26 protein-coding genes and 1 tRNA gene are annotated in these 26,074 nt (G+C 49.6%); all 27 read left to right on the plus strand.

Annotated features, from left to right (window positions below; translation table 11 throughout):
* The first annotated feature begins 14 nt into the window (after positions 1-14).
* Positions 15-2,006, plus strand: a complete 1,992-nt coding sequence (locus tag B2633_RS02085) for a bifunctional 4-hydroxy-3-methylbut-2-enyl diphosphate reductase/30S ribosomal protein S1 (protein ID WP_483168875.1) — start codon at positions 15-17, stop codon at positions 2,004-2,006.
* Between the two features lie 20 nt (positions 2,007-2,026).
* Positions 2,027-2,242: an FmdB family zinc ribbon protein gene (locus B2633_RS02090; protein WP_483168876.1), complete on the plus strand. Its 216-nt coding sequence runs from the start codon at positions 2,027-2,029 to the stop codon at positions 2,240-2,242.
* Between the two features lie 53 nt (positions 2,243-2,295).
* Positions 2,296-2,883, plus strand: coding sequence for a molybdenum cofactor guanylyltransferase (gene mobA / locus B2633_RS02095; RefSeq protein WP_483168877.1), 588 nt, complete (start codon positions 2,296-2,298; stop codon positions 2,881-2,883).
* Positions 2,884-2,885: 2 nt separating this feature from the next.
* Positions 2,886-3,932 carry a type 2 isopentenyl-diphosphate Delta-isomerase gene (fni, locus tag B2633_RS02100; RefSeq protein ID WP_483168909.1) on the plus strand — a complete coding sequence of 349 codons (1,047 nt, stop codon included), beginning with the start codon at positions 2,886-2,888 and terminating at the stop codon, positions 3,930-3,932.
* An 83-nt stretch (positions 3,933-4,015) separates the two neighbouring features.
* A complete protein-coding gene (locus B2633_RS02105; protein WP_483168878.1) occupies positions 4,016-4,837 on the plus strand; it encodes a DUF1614 domain-containing protein in 822 nt (273 codons plus the stop codon).
* A complete protein-coding gene (gene spoIIP, locus B2633_RS02110; RefSeq protein ID WP_483168879.1) occupies positions 4,830-5,888 on the plus strand; it encodes a stage II sporulation protein P in 1,059 nt (352 codons plus the stop codon). Before B2633_RS02105 ends, spoIIP begins: the two co-directional genes overlap by 8 nt.
* On the plus strand, positions 5,888-6,778 hold the full coding sequence (locus tag B2633_RS02115) for a YIEGIA family protein (protein WP_483168881.1): 891 nt from the start codon (positions 5,888-5,890) through the stop codon (positions 6,776-6,778). The genes spoIIP and B2633_RS02115 overlap by 1 nt, the downstream gene beginning before the upstream one ends.
* Positions 6,779-6,973 carry a capping complex subunit for YIEGIA gene (locus B2633_RS02120; RefSeq protein ID WP_483168882.1) on the plus strand — a complete coding sequence of 65 codons (195 nt, stop codon included), beginning with the start codon at positions 6,779-6,781 and terminating at the stop codon, positions 6,971-6,973.
* A gap of 26 nt (positions 6,974-6,999) precedes the next feature.
* Entirely contained in the window at positions 7,000-7,455 is a 456-nt protein-coding gene (locus B2633_RS02125; protein WP_483168883.1) for a DUF3189 family protein, read from the plus strand.
* Between the two features lie 14 nt (positions 7,456-7,469).
* Positions 7,470-7,802, plus strand: coding sequence for a DUF3189 family protein (locus B2633_RS02130; protein ID WP_483168884.1), 333 nt, complete (start codon positions 7,470-7,472; stop codon positions 7,800-7,802).
* A gap of 204 nt (positions 7,803-8,006) precedes the next feature.
* A complete protein-coding gene (locus tag B2633_RS02135) occupies positions 8,007-9,308 on the plus strand; it encodes a DUF512 domain-containing protein (RefSeq protein WP_483168885.1) in 1,302 nt (433 codons plus the stop codon).
* A gap of 23 nt (positions 9,309-9,331) precedes the next feature.
* Complete coding sequence (gene der / locus B2633_RS02140; RefSeq protein WP_483168886.1) at positions 9,332-10,654, plus strand: ribosome biogenesis GTPase Der; 1,323 nt, start codon at positions 9,332-9,334, stop codon at positions 10,652-10,654.
* 37 nt (positions 10,655-10,691) lie between these two features.
* Positions 10,692-11,282, plus strand: coding sequence for a glycerol-3-phosphate 1-O-acyltransferase PlsY (gene plsY, locus B2633_RS02145; RefSeq protein ID WP_483168888.1), 591 nt, complete (start codon positions 10,692-10,694; stop codon positions 11,280-11,282).
* 25 nt (positions 11,283-11,307) lie between these two features.
* Positions 11,308-12,321, plus strand: coding sequence for an NAD(P)H-dependent glycerol-3-phosphate dehydrogenase (locus tag B2633_RS02150; protein ID WP_483168889.1), 1,014 nt, complete (start codon positions 11,308-11,310; stop codon positions 12,319-12,321).
* Between the two features lie 238 nt (positions 12,322-12,559).
* Positions 12,560-14,038: a stage IV sporulation protein A gene (spoIVA, locus tag B2633_RS02155; RefSeq protein ID WP_483168890.1), complete on the plus strand. Its 1,479-nt coding sequence runs from the start codon at positions 12,560-12,562 to the stop codon at positions 14,036-14,038.
* A gap of 883 nt (positions 14,039-14,921) precedes the next feature.
* Positions 14,922-15,359, plus strand: coding sequence for an ACT domain-containing protein (locus tag B2633_RS02160; RefSeq protein ID WP_483168892.1), 438 nt, complete (start codon positions 14,922-14,924; stop codon positions 15,357-15,359).
* 16 nt (positions 15,360-15,375) lie between these two features.
* Entirely contained in the window at positions 15,376-16,674 is a 1,299-nt protein-coding gene (locus tag B2633_RS02165) for a homoserine dehydrogenase (protein ID WP_483168894.1), read from the plus strand.
* Positions 16,675-16,679: 5 nt separating this feature from the next.
* Complete coding sequence (gene thrB / locus B2633_RS02170; protein WP_483168895.1) at positions 16,680-17,564, plus strand: homoserine kinase; 885 nt, start codon at positions 16,680-16,682, stop codon at positions 17,562-17,564.
* 57 nt (positions 17,565-17,621) lie between these two features.
* Entirely contained in the window at positions 17,622-18,848 is a 1,227-nt protein-coding gene (locus B2633_RS02175; RefSeq protein ID WP_483168910.1) for an aspartate kinase, read from the plus strand.
* Positions 18,849-18,906: 58 nt separating this feature from the next.
* Positions 18,907-18,984, plus strand: a tRNA-Pro gene (locus B2633_RS02180).
* A gap of 549 nt (positions 18,985-19,533) precedes the next feature.
* The gene (locus tag B2633_RS02185; protein WP_483168896.1) at positions 19,534-19,812 is read left to right on the plus strand and encodes an AbrB/MazE/SpoVT family DNA-binding domain-containing protein; all 279 of its coding nucleotides are present in this window, start codon (positions 19,534-19,536) and stop codon (positions 19,810-19,812) included.
* Positions 19,813-19,817: 5 nt separating this feature from the next.
* A complete protein-coding gene (locus B2633_RS02190) occupies positions 19,818-20,213 on the plus strand; it encodes a putative toxin-antitoxin system toxin component, PIN family (protein WP_483168897.1) in 396 nt (131 codons plus the stop codon).
* Positions 20,214-20,425: 212 nt separating this feature from the next.
* Complete coding sequence (locus B2633_RS02195) at positions 20,426-22,432, plus strand: sigma-54-dependent Fis family transcriptional regulator (RefSeq protein WP_483168899.1); 2,007 nt, start codon at positions 20,426-20,428, stop codon at positions 22,430-22,432.
* Positions 22,433-22,726: 294 nt separating this feature from the next.
* Complete coding sequence (locus tag B2633_RS02200; RefSeq protein WP_481040316.1) at positions 22,727-23,206, plus strand: 4Fe-4S dicluster domain-containing protein; 480 nt, start codon at positions 22,727-22,729, stop codon at positions 23,204-23,206.
* 2 nt (positions 23,207-23,208) lie between these two features.
* Positions 23,209-25,014, plus strand: a complete 1,806-nt coding sequence (locus B2633_RS02205; RefSeq protein WP_483168901.1) for an aldehyde ferredoxin oxidoreductase family protein — start codon at positions 23,209-23,211, stop codon at positions 25,012-25,014.
* Positions 25,015-25,082: 68 nt separating this feature from the next.
* On the plus strand, positions 25,083-25,583 hold the full coding sequence (locus B2633_RS02210) for an NADH-quinone oxidoreductase subunit NuoE family protein (RefSeq protein WP_483168902.1): 501 nt from the start codon (positions 25,083-25,085) through the stop codon (positions 25,581-25,583).
* A partial coding sequence (locus tag B2633_RS02215; protein ID WP_483168903.1) for a (2Fe-2S) ferredoxin domain-containing protein occupies positions 25,561-26,074 on the plus strand: 514 nt, incomplete at its 3' end. The genes B2633_RS02210 and B2633_RS02215, both read left to right, overlap by 23 nt.

Consider the following 26,074-nt stretch of genomic DNA (forward strand, 5'->3'; position numbering starts at 1 on the left):
GCGGGGTAAATCGATTGCAGGTCCAATTAGCCAACCATGCCGGTTTCTGTGCGGGGGTTAAGCGGGCGGTGAGAATCGCTGCAGAGGCTTGTTTCCCAGATGGATGCTTTACCCTGGGCCCGTTGGTTCACAATCAAGCCGTGGTGGAACAATTGGCCCAACAGGGTATTGACCCGGTGAATAATGTCGACCAGTTGCAACCTGGACAAAAGCTGGTCATCCGCTCGCATGGCTGCTCGCCACAGGTTATCGACCGGGCACGTCACCGGGACATTGTGGTAGTAGATGCCACTTGCCCGAGGGTTGCCAGGATACAGCAGCTGGTTGCCGAACTGGATGAACAAGGGTATAATGTGGTAATATTTGGGGATGCCGAACATCCTGAAGTACAGGGCATTTTAGGATGGTGTGAAGCCGCCCGGGTGGTAAAAGACCGGTTTGAGGCCGAACTTTTGCCCGGTATGGATAAGGTTGGGGTGGTTTCCCAGACCACTAAGGAATCCCGGGATTATTACCGGGCTGTTGAAGGGATTCTGCCCAAGGCCAGCGAGTTAAGAGTCTTTAACACCATATGCTCGGCTACCGCTAATAGAATTAAGGAAGCCCGCGAACTAAGCGGTCGGGTTGACTTAATGATAGTAATCGGTGATGCCCATAGTTCTAATACAGCCACTCTTGTTAAAGAGTGTTTAAATACCGGGGTTACGACCTACAGAGTGCAAAAGGCGTCAGAGATCCAGCCTGACTGGTTTCAAAACGCCGCGAAAGTCGGTATAACTGCAGGTGCTTCTACTCCGGATTGGATTATTAAGGAGGTAATGAGTAGGATGACAGGTTATGACGAAGAAAGGGAAGATCAGAATCAAGCCGGAGAGAAGCCAGGCAACGAAGAATCTTTTGCCAAACTTGAGGCTGAAATGGCAGGACTTGCAACTCCCAGCAGGGGAGAAGTGATAAAGGGCACGGTCGTTCAAGTGTTGGATGATGAAGTGATGGTTGATGTCGGTGGCAAATCTGAAGGCGTGATTCCGCTTCGCGAGATGTCCTTAAAGGATGTCGGCTCAGCCCGTGAACTGGTTCAGGTTGGGGACGAAATTGAAGTCCTGGTTCTTAAATGGGATGATGATGGCACCATCCTCCTGTCCAAGAAAAAGGTGGATTTCAAAAAGACCCTGGATGAATTGGAAATTGCTTTCAATGAAAAACGACCGGTGCAAGGCACGGTGGTGGAAAGCGTAAAAGGCGGACTCCTGGCGGATGTAGGTGTGGTTGGATTTCTGCCTGCATCCCATGTGGACGACGGCTATGTAAAGAATCTGGACGATTACATCGGACAGACCATGCTGTTCAACATCATCGAGTTCAACCGCAACAAACGCCGGGGCTCACAGGTGGTTTTATCCCGCCGGGAACTGGTCTTGGAGGAGAAGAACCGCCAGAAGGCCGAATTCTGGCAGAACATTGCTGAAGGCCAAACCCGCACCGGCATTGTCAAACGCATCGTGGATTACGGGGCTTTTATTGACCTGGGCGGTTATGAAGGACTTTTACATGTATCTGAACTAGATCACCGCCGGGTTGAACATCCTGCGGATATTCTCAGCGAAGGTAATGAGATTGAGGTCTACATCCTGGGCCTGGATCGTGACAAGGAAAGGGTGTCATTAAGCCGCAAGAAACTGCTTAAGAGCCCGTGGGAACTGGCTTTAGAAAAATATCACCAGGGTGATATCGTTGAGGGAACCGTGGTCAGAATAGCCCCCTTCGGCGCATTCGTTGAGTTGGATCCGGGCGTGGATGGATTGGTTCACATCTCCCAGTTGGCCGACTATCGGGTGGAAAAGCCTGAAGATGTGGTCAAGGCCGGAGATCGGGTAATGGTGAAGATAATCAGCATTGATCCCAATGAAAAGCGGATTGGCTTGTCTGTCAAAGAAGCTAAAAATGAGCTTGATCAGGCTGATGTGGACCAATACCTGGAATCTCAGCCGGCGGATGACATTTAATAGTCCGGGTGGGGTGAACCATGCCGATATATGAATTCAAATGCAAGGATTGTCAACGGAACTTTGAGGTTTTAACCACAATTAAAAAGCGTGAAAACGTAAAATGTCCGGGGTGTCAGTCAGCCAATATTGAGGCGTTACTCTCTTCGTTCAGCACCCAATCATTTGGTGGCAAAGGCGGGCCGGGGGCCTGCCAGGGCTGCAGCAACACCCATTGCGGCAACTTCCCGCGATAGATCAAGGGCTGCCAACGGCAGCCTTTTCTATTAAAATGTAAAGGAGTCCGTCGATGCCTGGTATAGCCATTCTATCAGGAGGACAGAGCTCACGGATGGGTATAAATAAGGCTTTGGCCAGCCTTAACGGCGCCAAGGTGATAGAATACATACTGGCCCGGCTTCAGCCCCGATTCGACGAGTTGCTTATTGTAACCAACGAACCGGAATTATTTGAGAAATACCCGGCCCGGGTGATAACCGATATTTATCCCCGTAAAGGCCCCATCGCCGGTATTCATGCCGCTTTGAAGACCACTTCCCAGGCGCAGCTTTTTGTACTTAGCTGTGATATGCCTTTTATCAATGCAGACGTGATCAATTACATGTTAGAGCGGGCTCAGGGTTATGATTCCGTGGTGCCGGTTCTGGGGGGGCGCCTGCAGCCTACTGCAGCGGTATATAATCAGAGCTGTCTTCCCCTGCTGATTGATTGTTTAGAAAAGGATAAGCTGAAATTAACCAGGATTTTTGAGGATCTTAATGCCCTGTATCTGGATGAAACGGTATTTTCCTGTTTTGGGCAGGTCTCAGAACTGTTTTTTAATATTAACGATCCGGCCGCCCTGGAAAAAGCCAGAGAAATCGCAGGGAGGGGTTAACGATAAGGGCCAGGCGTAAAGAAGAGCATATTAATATCAGCAGCATATGCCAGGACGGACCCGTCAAGAACGGCTTTGATGAGGTATACCTGTTGCATCAGGCCATACCTGAACTCGATTTTGGCAAGATCGATCTCAGCCAGAATATTCTGGGTAAGTCTTTACAATACCCTTTGTTGCTTAATGCCATCACCGGCGGCACCGAAATATCCACTGATATCAACCGTGCCTTGGCCCTCCTGGCCCGGGATTTTGGGCTGGCTATGGCGGTTGGATCACAGGCCATAGCCTTGACAGACAGGGAAAGACGGCCTTCTTTTGCGGTGGTGAGGAAAGTTAACCCGCAAGGGGTGATATTGGCCAATATCAGCGCTTTGGCCAAACCGGAGGCGGCTATTGAGGCAGTTGACATGATTGAGGCCGACGCCCTGCAGCTGCACCTCAATGTACCCCAGGAGCTGGCCATGCGGGAAGGCGAAAGGGATTTTGCCGGGATGCTGGATAATATCAGCCGGATAGCGGCTCTGTCCCCGGTGCCGGTCATAGCCAAAGAGGTGGGTTTCGGTCTGTCTAAAGAGAGCGTCCAACTGCTTTTTTCCGCTGGAGTGAGTCTTTTCGATACCGGTGGTCAGGGCGGCACCAACTTCATCGTGATAGAGGATTTGCGCCAGGGCTGTTTTGGCAATGAACTCGATTACTGGGGCTTGCCTACCGCTGTCAGCCTGGCCGAGATCATCTCACTGGGGCTGCCGGTAAAAGTCATCGCTTCAGGGGGCATCAGAACGGCTGTGGATGCCGCTAAAGCGCTCTGTATGGGGGCTGAATTGGTAGGAATGGCCGGCCCCCTGGTAAAGCATTATGTCCATCAAGGCCCGGAGTCTCTGTTTAAATTTATAGAACAATGGATTTATCGGCTTAAAGCAGTGTTTTTAATGACTTCATCTCCCAATATTGCCGCAATTCGCGAAAAACCTTTAATTATTCTAGGTCATACCAGGGCCTGGCTTGAGGCCCGCCATATCGATTGCCGCCTCTGGTCCCGCCAATAACCTCAGGACAGCTTCTTTTTACATAAAAACACCCATGCGGGGAAATCTATTGCCATAAGAGATGAGAAAGGATGTGGCTAAATATGGCCAATTTTCCCTTTGGTCTGATTGCGCTTGTGGTGATATCGATTCTGATCTATTTCGGTGTAGCTCACCGGGCCCTGGACCGTTTGCGAATGACTGACCGGGCAGCATTGGCGGTGATAGCTGCTATCATTGTCGGCAGCTTCATTGATATCCCGGTTAGCTCCCGGTTAACCATCAATGTGGGCGGGGTAATAACGGTCGGCCTGGCTATATGGCTGTGGCTGGGTGCTGGAACTGCTTTTGAAAAGATGCGCTCGGCAATAGCCGCCGTAGTTACCGCCCTGGTATTGTTTATAGGAGCCCGTTTTCTGGGAGCCGAACCGGAAACCGTTTTTATTGATCCTATTTACCTTTATCCTTTAGTCGCCGGCATCGTTGGGTACTTGGCGGGCAGATCACGGCGCGGATCATTCTTTGCGGCAGTAATGGCGGTGTTGGCTTTAGACATCGGTCAATTTGTCTACCTGCTGCAGAGCGGGGTGCGGGGAACCGTTCATCTGGGCGGTGCCGGCGCCTTCGACTCTCTGGTTCTGGCTGGTATCCTGGCAATTCTGCTGGCTGAGCTGGTCGGCGAAAGTCTGGAACGCATGGCCGGAGGACCCAGCAGCGACGACAAAGATCCGGCCTTGTTAGAAAACCTCAGGGAACCGGCACCAGCCCGTAAACCGGCTCATGACGATCATGACGATATACAGGCTGATTATACTGCACACGACAAGGATGATGAACCTGATCAAGAAGAGTTTAAAGATTGGGAAGACCGCATAGAAGTCACCGGAATGAGAAAGCCGCAGGATCGGGGTGATGAACATGTCTAGAAAAATGCTGTCTCTATTCTTAGCCGTTAGCCTGATAACAGGTTTGGGTCTCTTCCTGCCGGATACGGCGGAGGCCGTTTATGAGGAATTGCCTTCCGGGTATTATTTTTCACTGGTGGATGAGGACAACAATACCATAAGCCAGACTGGCACCCAGGTGTATGTAGGCGATGAGTACATCAGCAGTGACAATGGCAGGTACCAGGTGGTAGAGGTATCAGGTCACACCGCGCGCTGCGTATATGTGGGCCAGGAACAGATGCCAGAAGTAAATTTCGACGACAATCGCCAGGCCTGGGTGATAGACAGCCAAGAGATTCCGGTCGTGGCGGCTAAACCTACCATAGCTATTTACCATACCCACAGTGACGAATCCTACGTGCCCACTGACGGCAAAGAAAGCAAGGAAGGCAACGGGGGCATTTATGACGTAGGCTATGCCCTGGCTCAGCGCCTTCAACAGCTGGGCTATACCGTGGAGTATAACAAAAATAATCATAATCCCCACGATGTCAATGCCTATAACCGCTCCAGGCGCACTGCGGCTTCGCTACTGAAGAACGGCTCGCAGGTATTGATCGACGTGCACCGCGACGCGGTGCCGCCTAACCAGTACCAGACCACTGTAAATGGACAGGAGGCCACCAAGATCAAATTGGTGGTAGGCAAAACTAATCCCAATTCGAAAACAAATCTGGAGTTCGCCAAGCAGCTAAAAGCAGTAATGGATAAGACCAAACCGGGGCTTTCCAATGGGATTTTTATGGGCAAAGGGGATTATAATCAGGATCTTACCCCCCGGTCAATGCTGATTGAGGTCGGATCGCACACCAACCCCAAAGACGATGCCACCAAGGGTGTAACCGCTTTTGCAGATGTTCTGTCAGCCACCTTGGGAGGGGGCGGGGCTGGCAGCTCAGGGGGAGCGGCGGCCAAACCCCTGCAGCAGAACTCTCCTTCGGCCTGGACAACGATTTTGATTCTTCTCACCGTTGCTGTGGCTGCCGGGGCAGGTTTCTATTTACTGAATAAGAGCAATGCCGGCCGGTGATGCAGAGTTATGGAACCGTTATTTTGGCGGGAATCGCAGCCGGTTTTATCAACCGCTGGATACTTTTGCGCTATGATTACCGCCATTATCCTACTTATCCCCACGGTCACGTAACACATCTGGCCCTTGGTTTTATTGCCGCCAGCCTTGGTGCTGTCGCTATTCCCGCTATTGCCGAGCCTGATTATGTCGCGGTCACTTTTTTAACCCTGGCGGCCCAGCAATTCCGGGAAATCAGGGATATGGAGCGTAAAACCCTGTCCAGCCTGGAAGAGAATAAACTGATAACCCGGGGGCACGACTACATCGAAGGCATCGCCCGGGTATTCGAAGTGCGCAACTATCTGGTTATATTGACCTCGCTGGTAACTTCGGGAGCGGCGCATTTATGGGGATGGCCGTTTGCGCTGGCGGTGGGCCCGCTGATGATATACGGCACGACTCAGGTAATGAGCGGTTTAACCGTCGGAGAAATTGCCTCAATTGAACCGGCGGAGGTGTCTTTCGATGGCGCCCTGCTTAAAGTCGCGGATGTGCCCATGATGAACGTCGGGTTCAAAGCGACCCGCGAGAAGATCCTCTCTGAGGCCCTGGCGGTCCTGATCCATCCTTTTGATGACGAAGGGCGCCTGACCCTGCAGAGTCCGGGTCAGCGTATGGCCATTATCCATGACGTAACCTCCATTTTGGGAGCGAAAGTAGATATCAGTGAGATGGAGCTGGCTCCTATGGCCAGGATGCACGCCGACAAAGGGTATCTGGCAATGTTCATAGTAGCCAATGAGCCTGATATGGATGTACTGATAGAAATGATTAAAAGGGTGCCGGTGTTGGAGTCAGCCCGCAGCACTACCTTAAAAAGCTATTGGGGCAGAAAGGCAGCGGATTAAATGGAAATCAGCCTGAAAGAATATATCCTGGCCATTATCACTCAGGACGCCAGTTTGGTTCAGGGGTGCGGATGTCCGGTCTTCGTGGCCAGGGAAAGCGAGGAACAGCAGCGCTTGACCTTAATGCTGGCCCGTATTCTAGGGGGCAATGTTCACGACCTGGAAAACGGAGTCTTTATTATCTGCAAACACTGAATCGAGGAGTTTAGCTTATATATATTATGAAGATAATCTATCATTGTTATGGCGGGTCACATTCATCAGTTCTGGCTGCGGCGCTGCACCTCAAAATGCTTGACCCCGCCCGCCCGCCGGCCTTTGAAGATATGATGCTCCTGCCTTATTTTGATAAAACCCGAAATATTGATTTTGGCACCATCCGCCATATGGGAACAGATGATTTGGGCCATGAAGTTTACGTCCTGGGCAAAAAAAACATGGGTGACAGATGCACCGCCATGATTATGAGTGTGGCGCGATTGCTGGGGGTTGAGCATGAAGTCATTGCAGTAAACTGTATGAGCAGGGTGAATCTCTTCATGATGATCGGCGGCTTCATTTCCAGACGGCTTGGCTGGACCACCATCGGACGCCCCATTCTGTTTCGAGGCACCAGGGATGCCTTCCGCAACATCGCCAATCTGGTGGAAATCACCCGGCTTAAAACCATGCAGTAAAGCAGGTGAAAACATTGAATGTAATATTTGTGGGTCCCACCGGGGTTCATCATGCACTTATCGCCGCCCATATTTTTATGGGCGATCTTCATAGCAATGATTACCGGTTTGTCGAGCATTATGACGATAAAGAAGCGGATCTTAAAGGAGACCTCTTGTATGTTGGCGAGGATGCCAATGGGGTGAAGGTTTATGCTTTCGGAGCAGGGGCCAATTATGAATTAGCGCCTGCTATCATCGCTGACCTTCGCGACCTGTTCGGTTTTAGTGAAGAGGAATTGGTTGCCCGGGCCGTATCAATACCTGGTAATCTGTTGTTTTATGGCCTCAATTACCTGCCGCCCTGACTGGGAGGCAGATATCTGCAAAATCTGTTAGCCTATCATCTGGCTGGGAAGCAGTATGAACATATAAAAGAAGAGACCCTGGCGTTTAAGGCTGAACTGCAATCCAAATGGCAATAATCATAATACACGCGGGTGGATCTGCTATTGCAGGGGGGCAAGTGATAAGGGATAATAGTGGGGTAGATGGCAGCGGGAGGGAATCAGGTGGCAGCACCCATTCAAGATGTGATACCGGGCAGCATAGCCGAAGATATCGGCCTTGAAACCGGTGACAGCCTATACTCTATCAACGGACAGATTATACACGATATTCTCGATTATCAGTTCGCGGTACAAGACGTCTTCCTTGAAGTGGAAGTGCATAAACCGAATGGTGAAACCTGGCTGATAGAGGTTGAAAAAGAAGAAGATGAGGAGCTGGGATTGATTTTAGACGGCGCCATCTTCGACCCGATGAAAGTATGCAGAAATCGCTGCCTGTTTTGCTTTGTCGATCAACTTCCGCCGGACCTGCGCCCTACTTTGCAGATAAAAGATGACGATTACCGCCACTCCTTCCTGTTTGGCAATTTCATAACCCTTACCAATTTGCAGCAGTCGGATTGGGACAAGATTCTAGCCATGCGGCTGAGTCCGCTGTACATCTCCATACATGCCATGCGGCCGGCAGTGCGGGCCAGGATGCTGAAACATAAAAAGGGTCTTAATATAAGGGAGGATTTAGAGCGCCTTTACCGGAGCGGCATAGAAATTCATACCCAAATTGTCCTGTGTCCGGGCATTAATGACGGAGAAGTATTAGAGGAGACTATCGAACAGCTGGCTGGTTTTTACCCCAGTGTCCTGTCAATAGGCATTGTTCCGGTGGGATTGACCAAACATCGCCAGGGATTGCCGGACCTAAAACCGGTGACTCCGGAGCAGGCGGCCAGGCTAATCACCCGGGTCAACGCCTATCAACAGCGCTTTCGCCGCGAATACGGGCTCGGCCTGGTATACTTGGCCGACGAGTTTTATCTGAACGCCGGCCAAACCGTTCCCGGCAGCAGTTACTATGATAGTTTTGAACAATTGGAGAATGGGATCGGTTTAGTGCGCCTTTTGTGGGATGAATTCGCCCAGGCCGAAAAAGGGCTGCCTGATGCGGTGCCGCCCCGGCAGACTCATATTGTCACCGGCGTTTCAGGGACAATCGCCTTACAGCCCATAGTCGAACGCTTAAACCAGGTTGCCGGGGTGGCGGTACACCTCATACCAGTTGTCAATAGCTTCCTGGGATCGAGCATTACCGTAACCGGACTGTTGACCGGCGGGGATATAATCAAAACCCTGGGAAACCAATATCAGGGGAAAAATGTCCTTCTTCCGGAAATCATCCTGAAAGCCGGCGAAGAGCTGCTGTTGGATGATATCTCGGTGGCAGATATAATAAGAGCATCAGGGGCTGAGATCAGGGTGGTGCCAATAAAGGCCCGGGACCTTGTCGATGCCGTCTTACATAAATAGTATAGAAAAACGGAGAGTAATACATGTCTAAACCGGTTGTTGCCATTGTGGGCAGGCCCAATGTAGGAAAATCAACCCTGTTTAACCGCCTGGCAGGAAAGCGCAAAGCCATCGTAGAAGATATACCCGGGGTTACCCGCGACCGCCTTTATGATGTTTCAGAATGGCTGGGCCGGGACTTTATCATTATCGATACCGGCGGGCTGCGCTTTGAAGAAGTGGATACCATCGCCCGCGGGGTGCAATTGCAGGCGGAGATCGCCGTTGATGAGGCTGATGTAATCGTCTTCGTATTGGATGCCCGGCAGGGCATCACCTCTGAAGACGAACAGGTGGCCGAGATGCTGCGCCGCTCCCGTAAACCGGTGATACTGGCGGCTAACAAAGTTGAGAATTTCGACCGCCAGTTGGAATGGATGGACTTCTACCGCCTCGGCTTGGGCGATCCCATTCCTATTTCCGCCATGCACGGCCTCAATACCAACGACCTGCTGGATGCGGTGATAGCCAACTTTGGTCCTCCGCAAGACTATGATGAAGACCCTGAAGCAGTTAAGATCGCCATTGTGGGGCGTCCCAACGTGGGAAAATCGTCTTTGGTCAACGCCCTCCTGGGCGAGCAGCGGGTTATCGTCAGCGAGATACCGGGAACCACCCGGGACTCCATCGACACTCCTTTCGAGTACGGAGGGAACCGCTATATATTGATTGATACGGCCGGCATTCGCAAAAAATCCCGCATCAAAGAGGCTACTGAAAAATACAGTGTAATCCGCACCTTGAAAAGCATGGAAAGAGCCGATGTGGTCTTGATCATGCTGGATGCGGTGGAAAAAGTAACTGAGCAGGATCAGCGCATCGCGGGATACGTACACGAACAGAACAAGGCCAATATCGTGGTGGTCAACAAGTGGGATGCGGTCAATAAAGATGAGCATACCATGAACCGCTATGACAAGGATATCCGCGAAGATTTGAAATTCCTGGCTTATGCCCCTATCCTGTATGTATCCGCACTGACCCGCCAGCGCATCTTCAAGATCATCGAACTGGTGGATTTTGTAGTGGAGCAGTACAACCGCCGCGTTGCTACGGCTGAACTCAATCGGGTAATAAATGAAGCCATACTGCTCAACCCCCTGCCGGGAGGCAGCAAGCGGGTGAAGATTTTCTATACCACACAGGTGACTACTGCGCCGCCTACTTTTGTGCTGTTTTGCAGCGACCCGGAACAGGTGCATTTTTCTTATCTGCGCTACCTGGAAAACGTACTGCGCCAGAATTTCGGCTTTGAAGGTTCACCGCTGTGTTTGTTGGTGCGCAAGAATACCTCCAAGTTTCAATAAATGGCGCGAGGTGAGGTTTGTAAGAGGGGATGAGGTCATGAATGATTGGGTTTTACTCTTATTAAGTTATTTGCTGGGGGCTGTTCCGTTTTCTTACCTGTTTGGCAAATATCTGGGGAAAGTGGATATATCCCAGCGCGGCAGCGGAAATATCGGGGCTACCAATGTTCTGCGCTCGACCAAAATATCAGTGGCGGTTCTGGCCCTTATGGGAGACCTTTTGAAAGGATTGATCGCCGCGTGGATAGGGCTCGCCTGGGGTGGGCCGGTTGTAGCTGCGGCCTGCGGAGTTTTTGTGGTGGTAGGCCACTGTTATACGATTTTTTTGTCCTTCAGGGGTGGCAAAGGGGTTGCCACCGCTGCCGGGGTTATTCTATTTTTGATGCCCCAGATTTTCCTGGTCCTGGTGGCCGTCATGATTTTATCAGTGGCTTTAACCCGCTATGTGTCGCTGGGGTCAGTATTGGCCGCGGCCTTGTTACCAATATTATGCCTGATATTGATAAAACCGTGGCCTTTCACCGTAATGAGCTTTTTCCTGGCCGCCCTGGTCCTGTTCAGGCATCATTCCAATATCAAAAGATTGATTTCAGGCCAGGAAGCGCGCATAACAGATAAGGCGGTTTAACCGCCAGCGAATGGGGAGATTTGGGATGGAAAAGGTTTGCGTAATGGGAGCTGGCAGTTGGGGTACCGCGCAGGCTCTGGTTTTAAATCAGAATGGATTCGCCACCACCCTCTGGGGCAGGCCTGATGAAGTCAAATTAATCGCGGACGAGAGAGAAAACCGGCGCTATCTGCCAGGTTTGCCCATACCCGGAGAGATACAGCTGACCTCTGATCTGGCTGAAGCCATAAAGGATGCGCGGATGATAGTCGCGGCGGTGCCTTCGCAGGCGGTTCGCGAAATACTGCAAGAGCTGCGCCCTTTTTATCAGCCCGGAACCATCCTGGTCAATACCGCTAAAGGCATTGAAATCGCCAGCGGGATGAGATTGAGCCAGGTGGCTGCCGATGTGATGGGTGATGGCATTTTGGGAAGCTACGCAGTCATTTCCGGACCCAGTCATGCCGAAGAAGTGGCTCGCTGCATTCCCACCGCGGTGACTGTGGCTTCTGCCTGTGAAGAGACCGCTTTTTTTGTGCAGGATGCCTATATGTCCCGCCATCTGAGGGTTTATACCAATCTGGATTTGGCCGGAGTGGAACTGGGGGGGGCCTTGAAGAACATTATCGCCCTGGCGGCGGGCATGGTCGTCGGGCTGGGCTATGGCGACAATTCGGTGGCGGCCTTGATGACCCGGGGTCTGACGGAGATTATCCGCATGGGGGTGAAAATGGGCGGTGATTATCGTACCTTTACAGGGCTGAGCGGCATGGGCGACCTGGTGGTGACCTGCTGCAGCGATTACTCCCGCAACCGGCGCTTTGGCATATTGATCGGTCAAGGTCATAGCCTGACAGATGCGCTCCAGCAGATTGGTATGGTAGTGGAAGGTTTGCATACCACCAGAGTGGTTGAACGCCTGGCTGATGAATTGGGGATTGAAATGCCCGTTACCCGGGCCTGTTATAATATACTGTATAATCATGTGCCGGTATCGCAGGAAGTGATAAATATCATGTGTCGTGCCAAGCGGCATGAAATGGAACAACTGGTTGATTAGGCTTTGAGATGATGCCCGGGTCGAATTAGACACCGGGAGATTATAACACTATTTCTGATGCCCTAAAACTGAGAATTATAGAGTGTGGACAAAACCGCACTTTTTTTCTTTTCTGGTTATATTACCGAATATTGATAAATATATTTGTACTGTTATAGCGTCATGGGATATTAAGGGGTGTCTTGCGTCGGAGGGAGGATGCCTTTTAAAGTCTGAAACAAGGGAGGGAAAAAGAGAAGTGGATAGTAACAATATCTTGAACGATATCGCCGAAAGAACCGGAGGCGATATCTATTTGGGAGTCGTAGGCCCCGTAAGATCAGGTAAGTCAACCTTTATTAAACGTTTCATGGAGCTCATGATTATCCCCAATATCAAAGACGTATATGATCGGGAAAGGGCTGTAGATGAACTTCCCCAGAGTGGTGCTGGGAAAACCATCACAACCACCGAACCCAAATTTGTCCCCAATGAAGCTATCGAAATTACCACGCAGAGCGGCGTGAGCTTCAAGGCTCGCCTGGTTGACTGTGTGGGATATGCGGTTGAAGGGGCACTGGGTTACGTAGAGGATGAAGAGCCTCGCATGGTTAGAACTCCCTGGTTTGACTATGAGGTACCCTTCGAAGAGGCGGCCGAAATAGGGACCAGGAAGGTCATTGTAGATCATTCCACCATCGGGATCGTAGTGACTACTGACGGCTCCATCAGTGATATTCAGCGCAACTACTACGTCCCGGCGGAGGAAAGAGTTATTCAGGAACTCAGAGACCTCAACAAACCATTTATAGTTGTATTGAATTCGGTAAACCCCTATAGCACTGAAACCCTGAGTTTGGCCGAGGAGTTGGGGGAAAAATATGGCGTCAGTGTCACACCCATGGATGTGGCCCGCATGTCCATGGAACAGATCTATGGGCTTTTGGAAGAAGCCTTGTATGAATTCCCGGTTCATGAAATAAACATCAAGCTCCCCGGTTGGGTGGATGAACTGGATGAAGACTTCTGGCTCCGGGACGGCCTGGAAACCGCTATCCGCGATATCTTAAACGATATTCGCAAAGTTCGGGACATCGATCAGGCCATCGAAAAGCTTTCTATTGTTGATAACATAAGCTATGTGAGCTTAGAGGAAATGAACCTTGGTACTGGAACCGCCTCCATAGATGTAACCGTGCCGGAGGAATTATTCTATCGCTCCCTGAGTGATGTCAGCGGTTTTGCAGTTGAAGGCACCCAGGATATCATGCGCTTGATGAAAGACCTCAGTATCGCCAAAAAGGAATATGACAAAGTGTCCTCCGCCCTCACTGAGGTGCAGGAATCCGGTTATGGCGTAGTCACACCGAGACTTGAGGAAATGCTCCTGGAAGAACCCGAACTGATCCGCCAGGGAAGTCGTTTTGGGGTCAGGCTAAAGGCCAAAGCCCCGTCACTGCACCTTATACGTGCGGACATTACCACTGAAATCACGCCTATTATTGGAACCGAGAAGCAATGTGAGGAGTTGGTGCGCTACATACTGGATGAGTTTGAAGAAGATCCCGCCAAGATCTGGGAATCCAATATTTTCGGAAAGTCCCTGCATGATCTGGTCAGAGAAGGGATACAGAACAAGCTGCACCGTATGCCCGAAAACGCCCAGCTGAAACTGCAGGATACCCTGCAGCGCATTGTCAACGAAGGCAGCGGAGGTTTGATCTGCATCATCGTGTGAATGTACCTCAACAAAAAGCTTCAACCGGCCTGAAGGCCGGTTTTTTGTTTTCTGCCTGCATGTAATCTGTCGCAGGACGGAAAGCATCAAGGACTATTATCGGACCATGGGCAACTTATATAGGGTGGCACCAACACTAGATACGATCATCTTTAAAAAAGGATGTTATTAATGTATATCCGAGAATTGATTGTGCTACTACAACCTGCCCTGATTCAGTGTTAACTATGAATGAGAACAAGTTTATGATAAAGGGAATCTCAGTTTGAAAATAAAATAAATAACTACTTGCTATTAATCCCAAGGGTATTCCCAAAATGAAAAATTTTTGAAAATTGATGCGCCATACTCCGCTTTTATGGATTTCGAATAAAAGATGCTCACAGAAGCCAAGTATTATACCAATAAGTAAATATAATACAAACTGGGCTAAATAAAAGAGTGTTAATGCATATGATTGAATACTCAATAGTTTGATGTGAGCAAGCGGAATTTGGCTCGTAGTAAGAATTATAGTTATTAGAAACATATAGACTAAATATACTATGGGATTTCTTCTCATGTCTAAACCTCACTTACCGTCATCATGGATCTTTGTCTTTAATCCTCCTTTGCCCTAATAATACGATAATGCGTTTAACAAGTTAACGCACACATGATGTATCCGCTCTACTTTCCTTATCATTCTATATATATTAAACTATACCATTTTTGTTATTTTGATGGGATCATTCTCCTATTTGCCGATGTTCCGATACCCCTGTCCCATTAAAAATGTGTATAATTCGTCCAATAATATTTGTCGAATAAACACCGTCGTGATATAATGTCCGTTATACGGAAGCAGATATCTACCCAGAGGGGACAGGAGGGCTGTTGCATTATGCCGGCAAAATATTACCTGGTAAGAGATGATATTCTGCCCGAAGCCATCGTTAAGACCGCACAAGTCAAGGAAATGCTGGCTAAAGGGGATGCCGAATCCGTCCTGGATGCGGTCAATAAACTGGGCCTGGCACGCAGTACCTTTTACAAGTACAAGGACGGAGTCAATGCTTTTTTTGACGCCAAAAGCCTGGAGATCATTAATATATCGTTGCTTCTGCGCCACATTTCAGGTATTCTATCAGGGGTGCTGAATAGTATTGCCGCCTACCGAGGCAATGTGCTCACCATTAACCAAAATCTCCCCCTTAATGGAATGGCACTGGTGACAATTTCCTTAAGCGTTGAAGAATTAAGCATATCGGTGGAAGAGCTTATGACGCATCTGGGAGGGCTGAATGGCGTAGTTCGTGCTGAAATTGTTGGCAGAGGTTGAAACAGGAGGTCGCAACATGATTTACATTGGATTGCTGGGATGCGGAACGGTAGGTTCTGGCGTCGTCAAACTACTCAAGCAGAATGAATATACCATCACCCAACGCGCCGGGGAGAATATCCAAATCAAACGCGTAATGGAACGGGATGTCGATAAATGCCGGCAGCTTGGCCTTGACCCCGACTGCATAACCAGCAGTATCGAAGATATACTCAATGATGAAGAAATTCAGATTGTGGTTGAACTGATCGGGGGCATACAGCCCGCTCTGGACTATATACTCGAGGCCATGCGCAGGGGCAAGCACGTGGTGACAGCCAACAAAGACCTGATTGCCGAGCATGGCCGCATCATCTTTGAAACCGCGGCCGAGTACAAAGTGGATTTCTATTTTGAGGCCAGCGTTGCCGGAGGGATCCCCGTCATCTATCCACTCAAGCAATCCTTGGCGGCCAATCGCATCAAAGAGGTTATTGGCATATTAAACGGCACTACCAATTATATTCTAACCAAGATGTCCCGGGAAGGCCGGCCTTTTGCCGAGGTACTGGCTGAAGCGCAGGCTCTCGGTTATGCTGAGGCCGACCCAACTGCAGATGTGGGAGGGCTTGACGCCGCCCGCAAAATTGCGATCTTGTCTTCCATTGCCTTCAATAGCAGGGTAACCCTTAATGATGTCTATGTTGAGGGAATAACCTCCATTACCCCGGCAGACATCCGTTATGCCAGGGAATTGGGCTATGTGGTCAAGCTTCTGGCGGTGGCCAAAGAGAATGAGCAAGAACAGTTGGAGATTCGGGTTCATCCCGCGTTTATTCCCGCCAACCACCCCCTGGCGGCAGTCAATGACGTTTTTAACGCAGTGTTTGTTTATGGCGATGCGGTAGGTGAAGTGATGCATTATGGACGCGGCGCAGGTCAGCTTCCCACTGCCAGTGCGGTAGTGGGGGATATAATCGACATCACCCGCAATATCCAGCACGACATCAGCCTGCGCATTGGCTGCACCTGTTATGAGGAACGTACCATACTCAATATAAACCAGCTCAGCGCGGAGTTTTATATACGCATGACAGTTACAGACCGCCCCGGCGTTCTGGCTGGCATTGCCGGCGTGTTTGGCAACAACAATGTCAGCATCGCTTCCGTGATTCAGAAAACCAGCAGCGGTCAGTGTGCCGAACTGATCCTCATCACCCACAAGGTTCAAGAACACAACCTGCGCGATTCGCTGGCAGTTTTGCAGGGCATGAGCATTGTCAGCAGGATAGATAATGTCATCAGGTTGGAAGGCACCGATCGAATGGAGGCTTAGCCCGGATGGTCACAGTTCGAGTCCCGGCCAGCAGTGCCAATCTGGGAACTGGATTCGATACGCTGGGATTGGCCCTGCAGCTTTACTTATCTGTTACCGCTTATGACCATAAAGGAAAAGTACGGCACAGCGATGAAAACCCAACCAGCTCCGGCGACCTGCTCCACCAGGCCATGGAAGCTGTGTTTACCCAAGCCGGCTTCCCTATGCCCCGATTGGAACTGGAGATTGACAGCCAGATCCCGGCGGGGAAGGGGTTGGGAAGCAGCGCGGCAGTCATTATCGCGGGGATGTATCTGGCCAATTACCTGTCAGGCAACCCCTTTTCAGAGCAGCAGCTGCTCGCCTGGGCGCTGGCCCTGGAAGGTCATGCTGACAATATAGTTCCGGCTGTAGCGGGAGGGTTAACCACCGCCATGGTCTTAGACCATCAGGTGTATTACCAGAAGGTGGCCTTGCATGATGATATCAGGGTTATCATTGCGGTACCCGACTTTATTGTGCCCACCCGGGAAGCCCGGGCGGTTCTGCCCCGGGAGGTGCCCTGGAGGGACTGCGTGCGTCATCTGCAGCAGGCCTGTTTCGTGGTGCAGAGCCTGGCTAACGGTGATTACCGGCACCTGAGTCTGGCAATGGATGATGACATTGTCCAATCCTCGCGCCAAAGGCTCATCCCGGGACTTAAAGAGGTTATACAGATTGCCCTGGAAAGAGGCGCTCTGGGGGCGGCCTTAAGCGGCGCCGGCCCTTCGGTTTTGGCCCTGGCTGCTGAAAATATGGAATATATCGGAGCCGGCATGCAAGAGGCCTTTAGAGCAGCCGGTTGCCCGAGTCGCTGTCTTTATCTGAACATAGATTATCAAGGGATACAAATTATTGATCATATTTAAAACGTCTAAAAAATGTTGGATAAATTTGCACGTATTTAGGGAGTGAGAGATTTGGGCTTGTTGGTTGTTAAATTCGGGGGAAGCTCGGTAGCCTCGATTGAAAAGATTAGAAACATTGCTGAAAGGGTGGCAGCTATGCGCACTGAGGGCAATCAGGTGGTGGTAGTTGTATCTGCAATGGGAGACACCACTGATGATCTGATTGACCTGGCCTGCGCCACAGGTGATCAACAATGGCACCGTGAGATGGACATGCTGCTGGCAACCGGTGAACAGCAATCAGCGGCATTGCTGGCTATGAGCTTGAATAGCATGGGCACTCCGGCTATTTCATTGACCGGCTGGCAGGCCGGCATACGCAGTGACGGCACCCACAGCAAGGCCAGAATTATAAGCATTGCCAACGAGCGCATCCTGCAGGAACTGGAACAGGAAAACGTAGTGGTTATCGCCGGGTTCCAAGGCCTTTCACCGCAGGGCGATATTACCACACTGGGGCGGGGTGGTTCGGATACCACTGCTGTAGCCCTGGCAGCCAGCCTCCTGGCTGATCGCTGCATAATATTTACCGATGTTGACGGGGTTTTCACTGCTGATCCCCGCCTGGTGCCTGAAGCGCATAAAATGCCCGCGGTAAGCTACGAGGAGATGCTGGAACTGGCCAGCCTGGGCGCGGTGGTCATGCAGCCCCGGGCGGTGGAATGCGCCATGCAGTACCATGTGGATGTGGAAGTCCGCAACAGTTTCAAAAACGACCCGGGAACCATTATCACGGAGGGAAACAGCATGGAAAAACAGAGAATCGTCAGCGGGATAGCCCACGACATCAACGTAGCCCGGATTGCTATTTTTGACGTTCCGGACCGGCCCGGGGTAGCCAGTCTGCTGTTCAATAAACTGGCCGGAGAAGGGATCAATGTCGATATGGTAATTCAGAGCGCCATGAGGGAAAACCGCAATGACATAGCTTTTACTATCGAAAAACCTGATCTTCACAAAGCCCTGCCGGTAGTGGAGGATGTGGTGAGGGAATTGGGGGCTTCCGGTTTATCCTATGACGCCGATGTGGCCAAGGTATCGGTGATTGGCGCCGGAATGAAGAGCAACCCCGGGGTGGCGGCCCGCATGTTTGAAGCCCTGGCTGAAGAGCAGATCAATATACATATGATAAGCACTTCGGAGATCAAGGTCTCCTGTTTGATTGACGAAGCCCTGATAGCCAAAGCGGTGCAGGCCTTGCACGCCAAATATGATTTGGGCAACGGCAATGGGGGCTGTGAATAGGCTTGCTTCGGGTTCAGCTTGACTTATACAGTTATCTGTTATAAAATGATTTTTGCGTCGGGGTGTAGCTCAGTTTGGTATGAGCGCTACGTTGGGGACGTAGAGGCCGCTGGTTCAAATCCAGTCACTCCGACCATCTTAAAAGCTACATTTTATCTCTTGTTTTAGAGATAAAATGTTTATTTTTAAATGAATATAGGTTTGCAAAGGGCGTGTCGCAAAACGTTAATTTAAAAACGTTGAGTGACGCGCCCTTTTTCATCAAAGACAGGCAAATCGGTGCGGAATATATCAAGGAAGGATAATTCAAATCAAGAAGTTTAGCTCGATTTAGATGCGCAATCGGCCTGGGAAATCAAAAGGCCGTAAAGCCCTTAAGTAAGCTGGGTGGACGGATGTTTTGCTGTATTCATGGTGATATGAGGCCGGGGAAGTTTAGAAAGGCACGGGATGTGGTTTTGCTGACCCGTAGCTACCTCTGGTGCAAACACGTCAACCTTCCCTTTATATAGCAGTATGATATTCGAGCCGCACTTCCAACTCAAAAGTTCTTTGGAACCGTAGATCATGAATCTTCAAAATCAGGCAGAAGTACTCGCTTGAGGTAGTGTTAAATATTAAGTAATTGATATATACTAGCAAGTAGGGAAAGTAGGAATTTCCTGCATGGCAAGGAGGTTTGAAAATGGCAATAAACCGACCAATTGTAGATAATGCAAAAATCATGGCCAAGGGGCAGGTAACGATTCCCAAGGATATACGCGACATGCTTAAGTTGTCCGAAGGTGAAAGGGTGACTTTCATTTGCCAGGGTGATTATGCTATTGTTATGAACTCCGCTCTTTATGCAATGAAAACGCTTCAGAAAGAAATGCAAGGAAAATTTGAAGCTGTGGGAATTAATTCAGACGATGATATAAACGATTTGGTTAAAGAAATACGGCAGGAGATTGAAGGTAGATGAGGATAATGATTGATACTAATATCATTATCTCCGCTATTCGCAATCCGAATGGAACTCCATTTGCCGCTTATGCTAAAGCATCACAATCACCATATAAAATTATATTGTGTGATCAAATTGTTGATGAGGTAAGAAGAGTTTTTAATAGGAAATTTCCGGATAGTATACCTTTAATAGAAAGATTTTTTACGTGGGCGCTTTTTGAAGTGGTAAGCACACCCGGCCAAGAGGAAGTGGATGAAAAGGAAAACATGATCAGAGATGTAAATGATCGCCCTATACTCAGAGCGGCATTAAAGGCAAAGGTGGATGTCCTAATTACAGGAGATAGAGACTTTTTGGAATCGGGCGTAGAAACTCCAAAAATTGTAACAGCAGCAGAGTTTATAAGCGACTTTTAGAAAAAATAGCCTGCATCTGAAATAGGTGTCACACACTCCATGTAAAAACCATTAACCCAAAAGGAGTCGCTTACCAAGAGAAGAAATCTTTAAAAGTCGGATAAATCTGACATTTTGTTTCGTTAATTTTATCTTATTATTATATTATATGGGCAATCATTGCTTACTGTAATATGATGCATGCCATAAGCTGTCGGTAGGGAGGAACAGTAATGCGTAAGAATAACCAGACAATCGCTAAGGCCTGGGAGCATTTCGTTGCTAAGGCTGTAATAGACATGGATATAGTACCGGAGATCATTGCCGGATCGTGGCAGCGCTGTCGACAAGCCGGGATCGATCCTTATAACGGCGGAAGTATTACGATAATGGACGAAACCGAATTAAAAAACTTGCGCGGTCAAAAAAGCACCTTGATCGCCATTGCCAGGCCCTTTATGGAAAACATCTATAACTTTGTGGCCGGATCCGGTTTTGCAGTCATATTGTCCGATGAAACCGGTAAGATTCTAGAAACGTTGGGGGATCCTGTAATTAATAAAAAGGCTATGGAGATCAGTCTTATTCCCGGCAGCAACTGGTGTGAAGAAAGTGCCGGCACCAACGGAATCGGAACCGCTCTGGTATTGGAAAAGCCGGTGCAGATATCTGGCGAAGAGCATTACTGCCAGAATATTCACAACTGGACTTGTTCGGCTGCTCCCATTACAGGTGACGACGGACAGGTTATAGGTGCTCTGCAAATGTCGGGCCCCTCCCAGGCCAGCAACAAACACACCTTGGGGATGGTTGTGGCAGCTGTTAAAGCGATAGAGGAACAATTGAGGGTACAGAAGAAAAATCAAGAGCTTACTCTGGTTAATAACCGCATTAATAGCGTTTTTCATACTATGTCAGACGGGGTTATGGTATTAAATTCCGATGGCATTGTTGAACAGATCAATCCGTCTGCAGAACGTATTTTGAACAAGTCTAAAAACAAAGTTAACGGGTTTCATATCGAAGAGGTGCTTAAAAACATCCCTAAAATCAAGGAAATCCTGAATTCCGGGAAACCTTTCTCAAACATCGAAGTAATGGACCAATCAGATAAAAACCACCTTCATTGCCTCATTTCAGGTGAGGCCTTAAAAGATCATCAAGGCCGGTATTTGGGTGGCGTAATCATAATAAATCCCATAAATAAAATTAAAAAACTGGTCAATCGTTTTGCCGGCTCCGAAGCCCGGTTTCAATTCACAGACATCATTGGAAACAGCCAGCATTTGCAGGAGGCTATTCGCATAGCCGCCCTGGCTGCCGAAAACGACAGCAACATTCTTCTCGAAGGGGAAAGCGGGACCGGCAAAGAAGTTTTTGCCCAGGCTATCCACAATGCCAGTCGAAGGCGGAACGGGCCGTTTGTGGCTCTCAATTGCGCTGCTATACCCAGAGAGTTGATGGGCAGCGAGCTGTTTGGTTATGTTGAAGGTGCTTTCACAGGCGCCTACCGCGGCGGGCGGCCGGGGAAATTTGAACTGGCCACCGGAGGGACTCTGTTTCTTGACGAAATCGGTGATATGACGCAGGGAAAACAGGGAGCTCTACTGAGGGCTATTCAGGAGAAGAAGATTGTCCGTATCGGAGACGATAAGATTATCCCGGTTGATGTCCGCATTATTTGCGCTACCAATAAAAACTTGCGCGAAGCGGTAGAAAAAAAGAACTTTCGTGAGGACCTTTTTTACCGTCTGAATGTAATAACCATTAAACTGCCGCCCCTGCGCGATCACCGGGAAGACATTCCCCAGCTTTTCGAATACTTCCTCGATGAAATAAGTCGGCGTTTGGCGATCGAAATTGACTATTATGAGCCGAAGATTGTAGAAGCTCTAACCCGCTATGATTGGCCGGGCAATGCTCGAGAACTCCAAAATGTGGTGGAAAGAATGCTCTGTGTTGCCCGTGATAAACGGCTGTCTTACAGAGACCTGCCCAGTGAGGTGCGGGAAGAAACGATTATAAGCCTTCAGGATAGAGAGCAGGTCAATCCTGGAACTATTGCCAGTGTAGGTTTAGAAAGAAAGCGCCGAAAGCAGCTCCGGGCCGCGGCGGAAGAACAGGAGATTGTGGAACTGCTTGGCCAGTATGGAGGCAATATAACCATGGTAGCCCGGCATATGGGGATTTCAAGGAATACATTGTACCGAAAAATAAGGGAGTACAACATCCAACTTTGATTCTGATAATTATTAAACATAGATGTTAAACAAGTGTAACTGTGATGTCACAATATTGTACCGATAATGAACAGTGTCGGTACAATATTTTTTTGCCCATACCGTAATTGAAAAGAAAAAATTAAGCGGAATTTATTCCCTGGAGCCGGCAATGAAAAGCAAAAAACCAAATATTCAGCTTTAAGAATTAATATTTGAAAGCCTGCAGGTATGGCATGAATATTGCTTTAAAGGTTTTTAGAGATTGGGAAAAGGAGGTGAATCCCTGGCTTTACTTGATAGAGCCAGGCCAAGATGGAGAAGAATCTAATTGTTCAACCAGAAACATGCACCGGATGTCGAACATGCGAAATGATTTGTTCTTTTGTCCACGCGCAGGAGTTTAATCCATTACGCTCCAGAATTACCGTCTTCAGTTATGAAAAAGTAGGGCTGTCTGCTCCCATGGTGTGCCAGCAGTGCAGTGTGGCGGCATGTATGCAGGTTTGCCCGGTGGGCGCCATCCAGCGGGATGAACATTCAGCAGCTTTGCTGGTCTCGCAGGATAAGTGCCTGCGGTGCAAGATGTGTACAATCGCCTGTCCCTTTGGCGCTGCTACCTATGATCCGGGCAAAGACATGATCCTAAAATGCGATCTTTGCGGCGGGGACCCTCAATGCATCAAATACTGCCCATCCGGGGCCATTAGTTATCAAGACCCTCTACAAGCTACCCTGGCGAAACGCAAGAGCTACGCCGAAAAATTTAAGACCGCATTCGAGGAGGTGATTTAGCTATGTTTGGATGGATGGGGAAAATCTTAAGAATTGATTTAACTCGTGGAACCATCAGCCAGGAAGCTTTGGATCGCGACGATTTGCGCAACTATATTGGCGCTCGGGGATTGGGAACCAGGCTTTTTGTAAAAGAAGTCGATCCCAATGTAGATCCTTTAAGTCCGGAAAATAAAGTAATATTCATGAGTGGTCCTTTAACCGGAACTTTCGCTCCCTGTGGAGGACGGTTCAATGTGGTTACCAAAGGGGTTTTAAACGGCACCATTGCCGCCTCCAATTCCGGAGGAAACTTTGGACCGGAGCTGAAATTTGCCGGCTTTGACGGAATTATTATTGAAGGCCGCGCCGCAAAACCGGTCTATCTCTGGGTATATAATGACCAGGTTGAAATACGTGATGCGTCCGAATTATGGGGAAAAGATGTTTTTGAAACCACCGACCTGATTAAAGCAAGCACCGATGAAGAAACCAAGGTAGCCTGTATAGGACCGGCCGGTGAAAACCAGGTTAAGTTTGCCTGCATAATGAATGAATATCACCGGGCAGCGGGACGCTCCGGGGTTGGTGCGGTGATGGGATCAAAAAACCTTAAGGCAGTTGCAGTGCGGGGAACCGGCGGAGTAAAAGTCGCAAGTGTCAATGATTTCATGGAGGCGGCTGTCGATGCCCGTAAGAAACTGGCGGCCCATCCGGTTACCAGTGAGGGACTCACAGCTTATGGCACCAATATATTGATAAATATTCTGAATGAAAATGGCGGCCTGCCGGTTAAAAACTACAGTGAGGCAGCCGTTTTCGAGGGAGCGGAAAAAATATCCGGGGAGTATCAGGCGGAAAAATATCTGGTAAAAAATAAAGGCTGTTTCGGCTGCACGATCGGCTGCGGGCGGGTAACCAAGATCAGTCAGGGCAAATTCAAAAGCCGGGGAGAGGGTCCGGAATATGAGGCAACCTGGGCTTTCGGGGCTAATCTGGGCCTGGACGATTTCGAGGCGGTCTCCAAGGCTAATTTCCTCTGCAACGAATTGGGCTTGGACCCTATTACTATGGGAAGCACCCTGGCCTGTGCGGTGGAAATGTACCAGAAGGGGATTATACCTACAGGAGATGTAGAGCAATCTCTGCACTGGGCTGATGGCGAACTGCTGGTGGAAATGGTCAAGAAAACCGCATTTCGGGAAGGATTTGGCGATCAATTGGCAGAAGGTTCGTACCGCCTGGCGGATCAATACGGTCATCCGGAATACTCAATGACGGTGAAGAAACAGGAGCTCCCCGCTTATGATCCTCGCGGCCAGCAGGGCATCGGGCTGAATTATGCAACCTCCAACCGGGGCGGCTGCCATGTGCGCGGCTATCTGACCTCCCCGGAAATTCTGGGCATTCCTGAGCTGGCTGATCCGGCCAGCACGGAAGGGAAGCCGGCTCTTTTGAAGCTTTTCCAGGATCTGACCGCCCTGGTCGACTCATCCGGAACCTGTCTGTTCACCACTTTTGCCATAGGACTTTCCGAACTCTCTTCGGAAATCAGGGCAGCCACCGGAATCACTATGAGTGATGAAGAGTTTTTACTGGCGGGAGAACGGATCTGGAACATGGAACGGCTTTTTAACCTGGCGGCTGGTTTCAGCAGCAAAGACGACCGCCTGCCCAAACGATTGCTGGAGGAGCCGATGAAAGGCGGACCGCGCCAAGGACAGGTGCATCAACTGGATAAAATGCTGCCGGAATACTATGAACTTCGTGGATGGAATGAAAACGGCGTTCCCAAGGAGGGCAAAATGGAGGAATTGGGCCTGGCCTAGGCTCAATAAAACAAGGGCGGTCCGCGCCATCACCGGCGCGGATGGCCCTGGTAAGGAGGAAAGCGCCTATGCCTGGGATAACAGTCCAATTGCCGGAAGAATTGGAGCGTATCATCCGGGCCTATCCGAGTGATAAACGTTATATTTTAGCCATGATGCAGGATTTACAGAAACAGTGCAATTATCTGCCCAGGGAAGCCCTGGAGGAGATTGCCAGGCATGTGGAGATTCCCTTTTCAAAAGTTTACGCCCTGGCTACTTTTTACAAAGCTTTCAGCCTGGTGCCCAGAGGCAAGTACCATATCAAAGTATGCGACGGCACCGCCTGCCATATTAAAAGCTCGGCGGTGCTAATTGATCAGATATTCAACGCGATTGCCATCAGGCCGGGTGAAACAAGCCCGGACGGCATGTTTTCCCTGGAAACCGTAAACTGCATCGGAGCCTGCGCTATAGCGCCGGTAATGGTGATCAATGAAAAGGTATACTCCAAGGTTTCATCGGCAGGGATTCTGGATGTTATTAATGGTATAAGGGGGGATATAAATGACAACGCAAAATCCTCCTGATAACAGAAAAATACTGGTATGCTGCGGAACCGGCTGCCAGGCCAGCGGCAGCATGGACGTATTTCTGGCCTTTCAAAATCAGCTGCATCCTGAACCCGGGGTGACTGTCGAAACCTATGCCAAAGCCACAGGCTGCAACGGCTGGTGTGAGCAGGGGCCTCTGGTGAAAATCCTGCCCGACGACATCACTTACTGTCGGGTTCAAGCCAAACATGTGGCTGAAATAATAGATAAGACGATTAAGCAAGGCGAATTGGTAAAAAAGCTTCTCTATCGCGACCCTGTCACTAAAAAACAGGTCAGATCCCACCACGAGATCAATTTCTATAAAAAGCAGCATAAGGTGGCCCTGCGCCATATTGGCGAAATCGATCCCGCCTCCCTTGACGATTATCTGGCTTATGACGGTTACAAAGCATTGGGCCAGGCTTTTGCCATGTCGCCGGCGGACATTATCGACGAGATCGAGCGTTCCGGACTTAGAGGGCGGG

The organism is Syntrophomonas sp. UBA1041, from assembly GCF_002316705.1.
Taxonomy (GTDB): domain Bacteria; phylum Bacillota; class Syntrophomonadia; order Syntrophomonadales; family Syntrophomonadaceae; genus DTU019.